18 protein-coding genes are annotated in these 13,469 nt (G+C 42.0%); 14 read left to right on the plus strand and 4 right to left on the minus strand.

All coding sequences use genetic code 11. The features are described from left to right. The first annotated feature begins 127 nt into the window (after positions 1–127). Genes Q0K03_RS03285 through Q0K03_RS03305 form a run of 5 tightly spaced genes read left to right on the plus strand, consistent with a single transcriptional unit; the run spans position 128 to position 3,099 of the window. Positions 128–1,267 carry a glycerate kinase gene (locus tag Q0K03_RS03285; RefSeq protein ID WP_297237684.1) on the plus strand — a complete coding sequence of 380 codons (1,140 nt, stop codon included), beginning with the start codon at positions 128–130 and terminating at the stop codon, positions 1,265–1,267. 16 nt (positions 1,268–1,283) lie between these two features. Further along, the gene (locus Q0K03_RS03290; RefSeq protein ID WP_297237686.1) at positions 1,284–1,808 is read left to right on the plus strand and encodes a hypothetical protein; all 525 of its coding nucleotides are present in this window, start codon (positions 1,284–1,286) and stop codon (positions 1,806–1,808) included. Between the two features lies 1 nt (position 1,809). Then, on the plus strand, positions 1,810–2,199 hold the full coding sequence (locus Q0K03_RS03295; protein ID WP_297237688.1) for an Inorganic pyrophosphatase: 390 nt from the start codon (positions 1,810–1,812) through the stop codon (positions 2,197–2,199). 57 nt (positions 2,200–2,256) lie between these two features. Next, a complete protein-coding gene (rbr, locus tag Q0K03_RS03300) occupies positions 2,257–2,799 on the plus strand; it encodes a rubrerythrin (RefSeq protein WP_297237690.1) in 543 nt (180 codons plus the stop codon). Positions 2,800–2,838: 39 nt separating this feature from the next. Beyond that, complete coding sequence (locus Q0K03_RS03305; protein WP_297237692.1) at positions 2,839–3,099, plus strand: hypothetical protein; 261 nt, start codon at positions 2,839–2,841, stop codon at positions 3,097–3,099. Here Q0K03_RS03305 and Q0K03_RS03310 read toward each other — a convergent pair. From Q0K03_RS03310 to Q0K03_RS03320, 3 genes are read right to left on the minus strand one after another with little or no spacing between them, the layout of a single operon-like run. Continuing rightward, positions 3,096–4,010, minus strand: coding sequence for a GNAT family N-acetyltransferase (locus Q0K03_RS03310; RefSeq protein WP_297237695.1), 915 nt, complete (start codon positions 4,008–4,010; stop codon positions 3,096–3,098). The two genes, Q0K03_RS03305 and Q0K03_RS03310, sit on opposite strands and share 4 nt — an antisense overlap. Further along, positions 4,000–4,260 carry a hypothetical protein gene (locus Q0K03_RS03315; RefSeq protein WP_297237697.1) on the minus strand — a complete coding sequence of 87 codons (261 nt, stop codon included), beginning with the start codon at positions 4,258–4,260 and terminating at the stop codon, positions 4,000–4,002. Before Q0K03_RS03315 ends, Q0K03_RS03310 begins: the two co-directional genes overlap by 11 nt. Positions 4,261–4,273: 13 nt before the next feature. Further along, positions 4,274–4,879 (minus strand): YigZ family protein, encoded by a 606-nt coding sequence (locus Q0K03_RS03320; protein WP_297237699.1) that lies wholly within the window; start codon positions 4,877–4,879, stop codon positions 4,274–4,276. Between the two features lie 72 nt (positions 4,880–4,951). On the opposite strand from Q0K03_RS03320, the gene Q0K03_RS03325 reads away from it, so the two are divergent. From Q0K03_RS03325 to nth, 5 genes are all read left to right on the plus strand, one after another. After that, positions 4,952–5,413 carry a YbaK/EbsC family protein gene (locus tag Q0K03_RS03325; RefSeq protein WP_297237701.1) on the plus strand — a complete coding sequence of 154 codons (462 nt, stop codon included), beginning with the start codon at positions 4,952–4,954 and terminating at the stop codon, positions 5,411–5,413. 31 nt (positions 5,414–5,444) lie between these two features. Beyond that, positions 5,445–6,866 carry a solute carrier family 23 protein gene (locus tag Q0K03_RS03330; RefSeq protein ID WP_297237703.1) on the plus strand — a complete coding sequence of 474 codons (1,422 nt, stop codon included), beginning with the start codon at positions 5,445–5,447 and terminating at the stop codon, positions 6,864–6,866. Between the two features lie 82 nt (positions 6,867–6,948). Beyond that, entirely contained in the window at positions 6,949–7,407 is a 459-nt protein-coding gene (locus tag Q0K03_RS03335) for a hypothetical protein (RefSeq protein ID WP_297237705.1), read from the plus strand. Beyond that, positions 7,407–7,937, plus strand: coding sequence for a DnaD domain protein (locus Q0K03_RS03340; protein ID WP_297237707.1), 531 nt, complete (start codon positions 7,407–7,409; stop codon positions 7,935–7,937). The genes Q0K03_RS03335 and Q0K03_RS03340 overlap by 1 nt, the downstream gene beginning before the upstream one ends. Then, positions 7,934–8,602 (plus strand): endonuclease III, encoded by a 669-nt coding sequence (nth, locus tag Q0K03_RS03345; RefSeq protein ID WP_297237709.1) that lies wholly within the window; start codon positions 7,934–7,936, stop codon positions 8,600–8,602. Before Q0K03_RS03340 ends, nth begins: the two co-directional genes overlap by 4 nt. A gap of 96 nt (positions 8,603–8,698) precedes the next feature. On the opposite strand, the gene gdhA is transcribed toward nth, so the two are convergent. Then, positions 8,699–10,030 carry an NADP-specific glutamate dehydrogenase gene (gene gdhA / locus Q0K03_RS03350; protein ID WP_297237711.1) on the minus strand — a complete coding sequence of 444 codons (1,332 nt, stop codon included), beginning with the start codon at positions 10,028–10,030 and terminating at the stop codon, positions 8,699–8,701. A gap of 354 nt (positions 10,031–10,384) precedes the next feature. On the opposite strand from gdhA, the gene Q0K03_RS03355 reads away from it, so the two are divergent. The 4 genes from Q0K03_RS03355 to rpiB all read left to right on the plus strand — a co-directional run bounded on the left by Q0K03_RS03355 (position 10,385) and on the right by rpiB (position 13,276). Then, positions 10,385–10,909 carry a nitroreductase gene (locus Q0K03_RS03355; protein ID WP_297237713.1) on the plus strand — a complete coding sequence of 175 codons (525 nt, stop codon included), beginning with the start codon at positions 10,385–10,387 and terminating at the stop codon, positions 10,907–10,909. A gap of 74 nt (positions 10,910–10,983) precedes the next feature. Beyond that, complete coding sequence (locus Q0K03_RS03360; RefSeq protein WP_297237716.1) at positions 10,984–11,376, plus strand: hypothetical protein; 393 nt, start codon at positions 10,984–10,986, stop codon at positions 11,374–11,376. A 9-nt stretch (positions 11,377–11,385) separates the two neighbouring features. Next, positions 11,386–12,858, plus strand: a complete 1,473-nt coding sequence (locus Q0K03_RS03365) for an alpha-amylase (protein WP_297237718.1) — start codon at positions 11,386–11,388, stop codon at positions 12,856–12,858. Next, positions 12,836–13,276 (plus strand): ribose 5-phosphate isomerase B, encoded by a 441-nt coding sequence (gene rpiB / locus Q0K03_RS03370; protein WP_297237720.1) that lies wholly within the window; start codon positions 12,836–12,838, stop codon positions 13,274–13,276. The genes Q0K03_RS03365 and rpiB overlap by 23 nt, the downstream gene beginning before the upstream one ends. Positions 13,277–13,469 lie beyond the last annotated feature (193 nt).

Here is a 13,469-nt window from a genome sequence, read left to right on the forward strand (position 1 = left end):
ATATCATGATTTAATAACAGATTTAAACTTTTGAAAGCAATTATCATAAAATGAAACAAATGAAACTTGCCTGAAATATAATTTGCAATTTTCATGATTTACAAGTAAAGTATGTTAGAATAGTAATATGGAGTTTGTAGTGGCATGTGATTCCTTTAAAGGGTGCATGAATTCGACAAAGGCTGTATATACGATTCAAAAAGGAATACTTCAAGCCAATCCGGATCATAAAGTATCTTGTTTTCCAATGTGCGATGGAGGAGAAGGAACCATGGAAATCTTCCGCCAGATCTATCACGGAAAACTTGAAAAGGCTAAAGTGGTGGATGCCTATGGGGCACCTATTACTGTGAGCTATGGTGTTGTTCCAAAAGAAAATCTTGCGATCATGGAAGTGGCAAGCTGTATCGGATTGAATATGGTAGAACGGCATAAGCGGAATCCTATGATTGCCAACAGCCGCGGCGTAGGAATGATGTTGAAAGATGCAGTAAACAAAGGATATAAAAAGATCTTATTGGGATTGGGCGGAACCGGCACCAACGATGGAGGTATGGGAATGCTTCAGGAGCTGGGACTCAGTTTTTTTGATGCGCATCATAAAAGACTGATGGCCGGTGTTTATGCCTTGTCTCGAATTGATTCCATTGACGATTCCCGACTTGTGGACTGGAAAGATATTGAGATCACGCTGGCCGTGGATGTGAAAAATCATCTTTTAGGCAAACAGGGGGCCGTATATACTTTTGGCCGTCAGAAAGGTTTCTTTCCTTCCCAAATGGCGATGGTGGATCAAGCCATGCGTCATTATCGGGATAAGATCCAGGAAACTTTTGGCATAGATATCAATAGTTTTGAAGGGTCTGGTTCCTCAGGCGGAATCGGGGCTGTTTTGGCCGGGTTGTTTCATGCGCGGTTTGTTCCGGGGATCGACCTATGCATTGAAAAGTATCGGCTGGAACAAGCGATTTCCCAATGTGATATCGTCATTACCGGCGAAGGTCAAAGTGATCATCAGACAATCTACGGGAAAGTGCCTTATGGAATCGCGGTTCTTGCCAAGAAGTACCATAAGCCGGTATTTTGTTTGAGCGGCGCTTTAGGCGTTGGATATATGGATCTGTATGATCATGGTTTTGATGGTGTCCTTTCCAGTGCCGATCGGGCGATGGATTTTTTGACGGCGCTTAAGACAGGACCGCAAAAACTTGAAAACCTGGCTTTTACATTGACAAAAATGATCGATGCGATCATTGCTATACGATAGAAAAGAGGGACAAAATTTGAAAAGGTTGATTCAAATATTGAGCGTATTCTGCATAGGTGTGCTGTTGTTTGGCTGTGCGCCCAAAGAAGCTTTTTCTGAGATTGATATCGATGCTCTGGAACTTCAGGATAAGCTGGAGGCCAAAGAAGATTTCGTGCTGATCATCGAACGGGAAGGCTGCACATATTGCGAGGCTCTGGATGCTTATATTGAGCAAACCCAGGATGAACATGCCGGCCTGGTTCTTTATCATCTGGACAGCACCGATTTCGAATTGTCGCGAAAGGATGAAGAAGGAATGACTCTTGTTTCCAATACGGAAGAAGGAAACATCTTATTGGAAATGGCACCGTATTTTTTATATACGCCGACATTGTATAAGGTCGAGGATGGAAAAGCCGTTGAGGCTGGCATTGGATATAATGAATCTACACACGAGGTTTCCTTATGGGATGTCGATTCCACCATCGATTTTGATAAAGCCAAGGGCCAGGATTTCTGGCAGTTTGTCCAGGAAGGACAATCAAATCAGGAGGGGTAGTATGAATCAATTAGAAAACAACGCATATTTCTGGCAGAAGATGGATACTTTATTACTGAGCAGTACATGTAAGATCGATCATCCCAAAGGGACGACCCATCCAACGTATGCGAATTTGATCTATCCGGTGGATTATGGTTCTTTACAGGATACAGTGGGTACAGACTCACAGCCGATCCATGTATTCAAAGGCTCGAAAAAAGCACATCAGGTCGATTCAATCGTTATCAGCGCTGATATATTGAAAAAGGACTGTGAAGTTAAATTGCTGGTGGGGTGCGATGAAGAGGAGAAGCTTCGTATCCTGGAATTTCTAAACCAGACACAGTTTCAAAAGGCCATCCTGGTACAAAGAGGAAGCCAGACGCCGGCTTGGGCAAATAATGAGTAAATCCTTAGAAATTTGTATCGTTCGGTGGTATAATTTTCTTACTAAGGAGGTTCCAATATGGAATTAAAAGGATCAAAAACAGAACAAAACTTAATGGCGGCATTTGCCGGAGAAAGCCAGGCAAGCATCAAATATCAATATTATGCTTCTCAGGCTAAAAAAGATGGATATGTAAAAATTCAGAACATCTTTGAAGAAACTTCAAAAAACGAAAAAGAACATGCGAAGCTTTGGTTCAAAGCTTTACACGGAGGAAAGGTCCCAACGACAACGGTAAACCTGGAAGATGCTGCGGCCGGGGAAAATTATGAATGGACCGACATGTACAAAGAGATGGCTGCCACAGCCAGAGAAGAAGGCTTTGATGATATCGCTGATAAAATGGAAGGCGTTGCGGCTATCGAAAAACATCACGAAGCCCGTTATCGTGCCATGTTGAAGGAAGTTGAAGAAAATACGTTCTTTACCAGTCCTGAAGAAACTGTATGGATCTGTCTGAATTGCGGACATATTCATGTAGGAAAAACAGCTCCGGAAGAATGTCCGGTATGTGCACATGCACAAGCCTATTTCCAGATCTTAAAGGAACATTATGAATAAGCTGTCATAGGACAGCTTTTTTTGTGGTAAAATACGGATATGGAAAAAGTAGAAACGGGGAAAGAGGCGCTCCTATACCTTCAAAAAGGGGAGATCCTGATTTCATCGGAAGGGATGATTGTAATAAAACAAGACAAACGCATCCTGTGCCGTGCCAATCAGTGGCATGCCGTACTTTCGGATGAAGAATTTTTATCTCTTTTTGAACACAGTTCTTTTTTTATCTATGAAAAAAAGGAAGAGGAGATCTCTTCCTTGAAAGACGAAGAATATTATCAATGGAGGCACCGCTGGCTCTAATCAATGAAATGATTCCAACAAGGTTTTTCCAATAAGTCAAAAGCTTCCCTGGCATGATGTACATTCTGATGCGACCAGATCGAGAACAATTTATAATTATTAAGTCTTGCCAAGACGGTCCCCTGGTTTCTTGGGATTTCCATAGGGAAGATCTTTTCCAATCGTTCGGCCTGACTGAGTGTAAAACTGGCCGATTCACAGCGAGGACTGAGATAGGCGAGAAGATCTTTGATGGCCGCTGCATCCAGATAAATCATTCGTTTGATCTCGATGTGTTCGTTGTTGACTTTGTAGATCGCAAATCCCTTCAAGGCTTGCCGGTCATCGGTCATGACAACGATGCGGTGATTGCAGTTGAGATAATAGTGGATCTGATTGATGAAAGATTCTTTGTCTAAAAGGATCGACCCATCAAAATGATTCAAAAAATCAAGATACAGTGAATAGAGATCCATGTCAGGACGATACGTCTTGACATTTTTTTCGCTTCCAAACGTTTGGTCTTTGAGTTCCAGCCAATAGTATTTTGTTTTAGAAACGGCCTGGAAGCTCTTGGCTTCCAACAATTTGGGAAAATTGGTATAAGCCATCGAGAGCATATGATTGCAGTTGGCATAGTTCATGGCGGCTTCTAAAAGCTGACTGAAATGATTTCGCTGCCGATAGTCGGGCAAAGTACAAGCCAGGGTGATCACTAGAGCGCTGCATGTCTTTCCCTGATATGTGAATTTTCTTTCCTTTGTCTGCAGACAGGAAGTGACCTTATTGTCTTCAACGTAACAGAACATGCTTTTGGGGTCATACTGATATTTCATCCAGGAGCTGATGGTGATGGAGTCCATATTCAGCATGGACCGGCTGAGCAAACGGCGAATCTCTTTATCTCTGCCTACGGATTGATCAAGAATCATAATCGTCTCCTTCTTCGTGTTCAGTATATTCTACATCAATGGCCCCGTGTTTAGGAGGGTTGTTGGTTTGTGTATTCTCTTCTTCATAATAATATGTATAGGTTTCTTTTTTTCTTGGCACAAAGGCGCGATAGATCAAATAGATCAGAATCAGCGGAATCAAGATCGGCGCCAGAAGCTGAAAAAACAAAAAGAGCAATACAAGGATAAAAATTAAGATCAGTATCGAATAAAAGTTCATTATATTCACCGCCTCTAGTATATCATGATTCTATGATTTTTTCTTTTTGTACCTCTTGGACAAATTCACACTGGACCTTGCCGTTGGTTAGTTCCTGGATATCTTTTTGGTTATCTTGTTCACACAAATAAAAGTATGTAACTTTCTGATCGTATTCTTTTTTTGAAATCTCTAATTTTTGCTTATGAAAATAAGCATCGATTTTTCCGATCCATTCATAATCAAAAGTGATCTTGTATTCAAAGAAAGGAACAACACTTGTCAGTGTTGCCTGTTCCAGTGCCAGTTTTACGGAATCGGAATAAGCTTTGACCAAGCCGCCGGTCCCTAGTTTGGTGCCGCCAAAATAGCGCACGACAACGGCCAGGATGTCTTCGATCCCGTTTTTCTGTAAAACGTTAAGCATCGGATGTCCTGCGGTGCCGGAGGGCTCGCCATCGTCATTGGAACGAACGATCGAACCAATGATCATGCATGTGCAATGATGGGTGGCATCGGCATGCGTTTTTTTGATATAGCGTAGAAAATCCTTGGCTTCTTCTTCGTTATCGCTTCGGTGAAGATATGTGATAAAACGGCTTTTTTTAATTTCTATAGAATGAATAACATCTTCTTTGATTCTTGGCATGATTTCATCCTAAAGGATTTTACATTTTGGCGCAAGGAAAATATAATGGGCTTACGAGAAAGGGTGTTGAAAATGTCAATTGAAAAAGTAAAAGATCATTTGAAACAATATGCGATGGAAGATCGTATCATTGAACTGGATACAAGTTCAGCCACGGTGGAATTGGCGGCGGATGCTTTAGGCTGTCAGCCTAGAGACATTGCCAAAACTTTGGCTTTTGATGTAGAAGGCAAGACGATTGTGGTTGTTGCCTGCGGGGATGCCCGTATTGACAATGCCAAGTTTAAGAATCAGTTTGGAAAAAAGCCTAAAATGATTCATGGCGAACAAGTCGAAGAAAGAACAGGGCATGCCATTGGCGGCGTCTGTCCTTTTGGGGTTAAAGAAGGCGTGCAGGTTTATCTGGATGTATCTTTACGCGACCTGTCAAAAGTTTATCCGGCTTGCGGCAGTTCAAACTCCTGTATCTGTATGAGCATAGAAGAATTAGAAAAAACGACAAATTTTGTTGCCTGGGTCGATGTATGTAAGTAAAATAGTAAACATATTGAGAAAGGGAAAGAGTATGGAAAAAGAAAAAGCTTATTTTGAAAAAGAAGCTATGGTATCCGAAGTCAGCGAAGAAAATCTGTATCGCTTGAACGGACGGGTGCCTCTTCAAAAGGCCATTCCTTTTGGACTGCAGCACGTTTTAGCTATGTTTGTTGCCAATTTGGCACCGGTTTTGATCGTCTGCGGGGCGGCTATCGTATATGGAACAGAAGAACATCTGAGCCCTGCTGAGATTACACAGATCTTACAGTGCGCCATGTTTGCGGCGGGTATTGGTACGACCATGCAGCTGTATCCGATCTGGAAGATTGGATCGAAGCTCCCTATCGTCATGGGGGTCAGCTTTACCTTTTTAGGAAGTTTGTTGATCATCTGTACCAATCCAAATCTTGGATATGAAGGAATGATCGGAGCCGTGATCCTGGGAGGGATCTTTGAAGGTCTGGTTGGATTGAGCGCGAAATACTGGAGGCGCTTTTTGACCCCGGTCGTATCCGCCTGCGTTGTGATCGCGATTGGTCTTTCTTTGTTGTCGGTAGGTATGGATTCCTGGGGAGGAGGAAGCGGTGTCGAAGATTTTGGAGCCTGGTATCATTTGCTGGTAGGCGCCATTACTTTGATCGTTTGTCTGGCTTCCCGATATTTATTGAAGGGAACGTATAAAAACCTGAACATTTTGGTCGGATTGATTTTCGGTTATATCCTGTCCATTATCTTTACGGTTGCCGGGATCGCACCGATGGTCGATCTTTCTGGCATTTCAGAAACAATTTCCCAGGTAGGTTATTTCAGTATCCCTAAACTGGTTTTCTTGACGGAACATAAACCAATATTTGATGTGGGTGCCTTCTTTACGATTGCCATTGTGTTCCTTGTGTCCGCTGCGGAAACGACAGGAGCGACAACGGCTGTTTGTACAGGAGCCCTCAACCGTGACATCAAAACTGAAGAGCTTCAGGGATCTTTGGCTGTTGATGGATTCTCCAGCGCTATTTCGGGATGTTTTGGATGCCTTCCGTTGACTTCCTTTAGTCAGAACGTGGGTTTAGTGACAATGACCAATGTCATCAATCGCTTTACGATTTTTATGGGCGCTTTGATTTTGATTCTGGCCTCTTTATTCCCGCCGCTGGGCGCTTTCTTCAATTCCATTCCGCAGTCGGTTTTAGGCGGATGTACGGTTATGATGTTTGGTTCCATTATGTATGAAGGAATCAAAATGTTAAAAGAATGTAAGTTTGATGACCGCACTATGATCATCGTATCGCTTTCTTTCTGTATCGGTGTGGGACTTACACAGACTTCAGGAAACTTCTTTTCTTGTTTCCCGCAGGCAGTCGGGGATATTTTTAACGGCAATGCCGTAGCCGGTGTATTTGTTGTCTCACTGCTCCTTAGTTTGTTCTTACCTAAAAATAAAAAAGAAGATGAATAGTCTGGCGCTGCATGACGCAGTGCTTTTTTGTGCCTATTCTTTAGGATTTCATGTATAATGAATGAGTGCAAAGGAGGATCTTATGGCTAAAACGAAAAGAATTTATGGAAAACGGTTTACAGCGTTGTTGAGTATCCTCTTTGTTTTTCTTTTTGTGGTTTTGTGGTCGCTCTTTATCAGCGGGCCTAACCGTGTTCATGAAGAAATTCAAAAAAACGCACTTCAAAAGATCGAAGATTCTGTCAAGGGAATCACCGGGATCACTTCTCACCAGTTTGATTATCTGACGTACCAGGGATATACAGAAGATACGCTTTACTGGTTTGATGCCACAGGGAAAAAGATAACGGAAAGAGATATGAGTTCCCTGGATTATCAAAAAGTCCGTGATGAGGCAGCCGAGACTTACGGCATCGAAGCCGACAGTGTACAGCTTGCCTACGGGTATGACAATCCTGCCTATGAAATCAGAGGGTCTGGAAAGTTGCTGCTTCTGGACTATGATACCTATGTTCGTGTGTATGAAAGGGAGACAGAATAATGGATTGGAAATCACCGTATTTAGATCATAAAATTTGGATATTGGATCATTTAGAATCTCTGCAGTTAACAGATAAAGAAGCGTTGATGCTGCTGCTGATCGATTATTATAACGATATGCACAAGGTGATCCATCATGAAATGATGGCACAAAAATTGCATATTGAAGTGGACGAAGTCGAAGAGCTGTATCTGTCTTTGGCGGATAAGGGCTATTTGAACATTACCTATGCCAACAATGAAGTCAGCTTTGATATTGAAGGCGTATACGGCCAAATGCACAATTCGATCCAGGGGACGCATCGTTCTTTAATTGAAGAATTTGAAATGGAATTTAAACGGACCTTAAGTCCTATGGAAATGGAACGAATCTTACAGATGGCCAGTACCTATACAGAACCGATGGTGATCTGTGCATTGAATGAAGCGGCCGTTTATGAAAAACGCAATTTAAACTATATTGAAAACATTTTGATTTCCTGGAAAGAAAAAGGTTTAAGTGTAGAAGATGTGGAGAGTGGCAAGCGATGAATGCCAATGAGATCCTGGATGAGATGGAAAAAATATTTCCGCAGGCACAGTGCGAGCTTCATCATCAAACCCCGTTTCAGCTTTTAGTGGCTGTGGTTTTAAGCGCTCAGACAACGGATGAATCGGTGAATAAAGTAACGCCGGCCTTATTTGAAGCGTATCCGGACAGTGCTTCCATGGCAAAGGCCAAAGTCGAGGAAATCGAATCGTATATAAAAAGAATAGGACTGTATCGAAACAAGGCGCGTTCTATTCTTGCCTTAAGTCAAGATCTGGAAGAAAAGTTCTCAGGGCAGGTCCCCAGTTCTTATAAAGAGCTGATGTCTTTACAAGGAGTAGGAAGAAAAACGGCCAATGTTGTCCGCAGTGTGGCTTTTGACATTCCCAGCTTTGCCGTAGATACTCATGTGGACCGTGTGTCTAAACGGTTAGGCCTGGCCAAACCCGATGATTCGGTAGAGAAAGTGGAAGAAAAACTGAAACGGAAAATCGACCGGGATCGATGGAACCAGGGGCATCATGATTTTATTTTCTTCGGCCGTTATTTATGTACGGCCAGGAATCCACAGTGTGAACGCTGTCCGTTTATTTCTATTTGCCGCAAGGAAAAACTGGATGCCTATAAGCGGAAGAACGCCATAGCTTCAAAAAATAAAAAAGGATAAGAAAACCTACTTTGATCCATCTGCAAAGTAGGTTTTTGCTTATAAAAAAGAATCGATTTCTATTGTTGAAATCGATTCTCTGATTTTAAGATTGGATTATACCGTACCCTGCGCTTTCATGGCTTCAGCGACTTTTAAGAATCCGGCAATGTTGGCGCCTACGACATATTCTTTTTCATGTCCGTATTCTTTCGCGGTATCACGGCAAGTTTCAAAGATATTTTCCATGATGGCTTCCAGACGTTTGTCGACTTCTTCCGCAGTCCATGACAAGTGCTGTGCATTTTGGCTCATTTCCAAACCGGAGCAGGCAACCCCGCCGGCATTGCTGGCTTTTCCAGGGGCGTACAGGACACCGTTCTGCATCAGATAATGAATGGCTTCCGGTGTAGTTGGCATATTGGCTCCTTCACAGACAGCGAAGACTTTATTGGCAACCAAAGCTTTGGCATCTTCCAGATCCAGCTCGTTTTGAGTGGCGCAAGGAAGAGCAATATCACAAGGGATGCTCCATGGACGAGCGCCTGGTGTATAAGTGGCGTTTGGATGTGTTTCTACATATTCTTTGATTCGTCCGCGGCGAACTTCTTTGATCTCTTTGACACAAGCCAGATCAATTCCATCTGGATCGTAGACAAATCCATTGGAATCGGACATTGTGACAACTTTGGCTCCTAACTGAGTCGCTTTCTGGCAGGCGTAGATCGCAACGTTTCCACTTCCTGAGATCGCAACGGTTTTTCCTTCGAAGCTGGTATCGTTATCTTTTAACAGAGCTTGTGTGAAATAACACAGACCATATCCGGTTGCTTCTGTACGGATCAAAGAACCTCCGAATGTTAGTCCTTTACCGGTCAAGACTCCGCTGAATTCATTTTTCAAACGTTTGTACTGACCGAACAAATAACCAATCTCTCTTCCGCCAACGCCGATATCTCCGGCAGGAACATCGGTGTTTGGTCCGATGTGACGGTAAAGCTCTGTCATGAAACTCTGACAGAATCGCATTACTTCGCCATCGCTTTTTCCTTTTGGATCAAAGTCAGATCCACCTTTACCGCCGCCCATAGGCAAAGTGGTAAGGGAGTTTTTGAAGATCTGTTCAAATCCCAGGAATTTGATAATGCTTGAATTTACAGATGGATGAAAACGCAGTCCGCCTTTATAAGGTCCTAATGCGGAATTGAATTCGATACGGAATCCACGGTTGACCTGCGTGACACCGTTATCATCTACCCAGGGAACACGGAATACGATCTGGCGTTCCGGTTCCACGATACGAGCCAGGACATCGTCATTCAGTTTTTCCGGATGTACTTGTTCAATGACTTCTAATGATTCAAAAACTTCTTCGACAGCTTGAAGAAATTCACTGTCACCGCTATTGCGCTGTTTGACAACTTCATACAATTTTTTTAAATCGGCCATAATATCCTCCTTGAACCAAATAATATGGAAGTAGTATACCACAAAAAATGAAAAAAAGAGAAAATATTTTCAGAAAAATATTGTAAAAAGAATCAAAATACAAAAACGGCATGAATAAGATGCCGTTTCTGCAGTTGTATATTGTTTTAGGAGAGAGATATATGAAGAGATTTTTTTGTGTTCCCTTAACACGCTTATAGTATAGAAAAACCTTATGGAGAAATTATTTTTTAGTCATGTGAAAGTGTGTGAGATTGCTTATAAAGTGATCAGGATTATGTGAGATTGTTTTAGAAAAATCAAAATATTTTAAAGACAGGAGCGTATAATTAAAGTGAATTAGGAGGTTGAATCATGCAGGAAACATTACAGGATCTAAAGTCAAGAAGAAGCTGCCGTGCTTACACGGATCAAAACATTCCAGAAGAAGTTTTAGATCAGATCTTAGAGGCCGGGAGTTATGCGCCAAGCGGCATGGGAAGACAATCGGCGGTGATGGTCTGTATCGAAAATAAACAAGTCCGAGATCTTGTTTCGAAATTAAACGCCCAGATCATGAATACGGACATGGATCCGTTTTATGGAGCGAATGTTGTTGTGGTGGTGTTTGCGGATACACGGATCAACACATACCGAGACGATGGAAATCTGGTCATTGCCAATCTGCTGAATGCGGCTCATGCAATGGGGATCGATTCTTGTTACATCTACAGGGCAAGAGAAGTATTTAAAACACGGGAAGGAAAAGAACTGATGAAGGAGTGGGGACTTTCCGAAGATTATGAAGGCATCGGCAATGTCATTTTAGGATATGGGAAACCAGAAGGAAAAAAGGACGCAGCACCTCGTAAAGAAAACTATATAATTAAGGTCCGGTAAAGATTAAGTAGAGTAAATCGAATCCTCTTCTTGTTTAAAAGAAAGTGTGTTACCATTACCAATAGGTGATAAACGTGAAAGAAAGATTATATCGTTTTTTCTATGGGCGTTATGGAAACGATGCCTTGAATCAATTCTTATTCTTTTTAGAGGTCATTTTGGTGGTTCTCTCTTTATTTATACGGAATTTTGCCTTAACGATCCTTTTCTTTATGGTGTTCATCCTTTATTTTTATCGAACGATGTCCAGAAACATCTATGTTCGTCAGCAGGAAAATGCAAAATTTATCAATCTGCGTTCTAAAGGGACGCATCTTATTAAGGCGATGCAGAAAAATATGAAGGACAAAGCATATAAACATTTTGTTTGTCCCAAATGTTCACAGATCATAAGGGTTCCTAAAGGGAAAGGAACCATAGAAATCACTTGTCCAAACTGTCGGACAAAATTCACAAAGAAAGCGTAGGATTTGATAATGAACAATACCATGATCCAATATTTTGAGTGGTATCTTCCTGAAGATCACTTTCATTGGAATCGCGTGAAAAATGACGCACATAATTTAAGTCGGGTTGGCTTTGACCGAATTTGGCTGCCGCCTGCTTACAAAGGGCAAGGGGGTCCAAGCGATGTAGGTTATGGTGTTTACGATCTTTACGATCTGGGGGAATTTGATCAGAAGAAAACTGTCTGGACAAAATATGGTACAAAAGAAGAATACATAAAAGCTATAGAAGAATGCCATCGGCATAAAATCGAAGTGATTGGAGATATCGTATTCAATCATCGTATGGGAGCCGATGAAACAGAAAAGATCAAAGCCAGAGAGATCAACTGGTCAGACCGGGATCAGGCATTGACCGGCGAAGAAGATGTCGAGGTTTGGACTCGTTTTACCTTCCCGGGACGAAAAGGAAAATATTCGGACTTTATTTGGGACTGGTCTTGTTTTACGGGAACGGATTATGATGCGCGAACGAAAACGACCAAGCTTCTGGAATTCAATGCCAAAAAATGGTCAGAAAATGTTTCTCAGGAAGAAGGAAACTATGACTATATCATGGGGGATGACGTCGATTTTTCAGTTCCCAAAGTGGTGGAAGAACTCTATCGCTGGGGGCATTGGTATTTAGATCAGACAAAGATTGATGGGTTTCGCCTGGATGCTGTAAAAAGCATTGATGATCAGTTTTTCCCGGGTTGGCTCAATGAAATGCGCCAGACAAGACAGGACAATATGTTTGCCGTAGGAGAATACTGGTCAGGAAATGTGGAGGAATTGGTTCATTATTTAAGTGAGAGTCAATATTGTATGACACTTTTTGATGTGCCTCTCCATTTTCATTTACGTGACGCTTCCACATCCTATGATCGATATGACATGTCAAAGATCTTTGAAGGAACTTTAACCAAAGAAGAACCGCAAAGCGCTGTTCCTTTTGTGGATAACCATGATACGCAGCCTGGACAAGCTTTGGAATCCTGGGTGGAAGACTGGTTCAAGGGACATGCGTACGCTTTGATCTTATTAAGAGATGCCGTATGTCCGTGTGTTTTCTATGGGGATTATGTCGGAATTGAACACGATCAGAAAAAGCCGGTTGCCGGACTGAAAGAAATGGTTTGGATCCGACATCATTTGCTGGACGCAGAAAATCTGGAGGATTGTCTGGATGATCGCCATTGCATCGGCTGGGCGGCGAAAGGGCCTCACCCTGTGATCGTAGTGATGACCAATGGTTTGTCTGGATCCAAAAGTTTCTGTTTGAAAGGTCATGAAAATGCGGTATGGATCGATATTTTTGATGAAAACAATAAAGTGCTGAGCGATGCAAACGGAAATGGAACCTTTTCTTGCAAAGATGGCCAATGCAGTATATATATAAAAGAAGAAGACCATAGAAGAATGAAGGAGGATGTATACTATGAAAGTAGCAATTGCCAATGATCATGGAGCTGTCAGCTATAAAAACGAAATCAAAAAGATGCTTGAAGAAGAAGGCTATGAAGTTATTGATTGCGGAACCAATACCGAAGCCAGTGTAGACTATCCCGATTATGCCAAGGCCTGTGCAGAAAAAGTGTTATCGAAAGAAGCTGATCGAGGCATTGTATTATGCGGTACGGGAATAGGAATCAGTATTGCGGCCAATAAAATCAAAGGGATTCGTTGCGGACTGTGTACAGACACAACCATGGCAAGATTGACAAGAGAGCATAATGATGCCAATCTGCTTGCCTTAGGACAAAGAACAATGGGAATCGAAGTGTGTAAGGACATTGTTCATGTTTTTCTAAAGACAGAGTTTTCTCAAGGAGAAAGGCATAAAATCCGAATTCAAAAAATATCGGAACTGGAAAACTAGCTGCGAAAGCGGCTGTTTTTTTTATATCTATACCAATGAAAACGTTTACAGGAAGATAAGAACAAAACGGACCAAAAAAAATAAAAAAAAGGGAAAAAAATTATTGACTAGAAGGGATAGATTTGATAATATACATGAGCACGGCGCGAGAGCGGCGTGAGAGATCTTTGAAAACTGAACAAGAATGAACCTG

Origin of the sequence: uncultured Faecalicoccus sp. (genome assembly GCF_944327125.1) — a bacterium.
GTDB lineage: Bacteria > Bacillota_I > Bacilli_A > Erysipelotrichales > Erysipelotrichaceae > Faecalicoccus.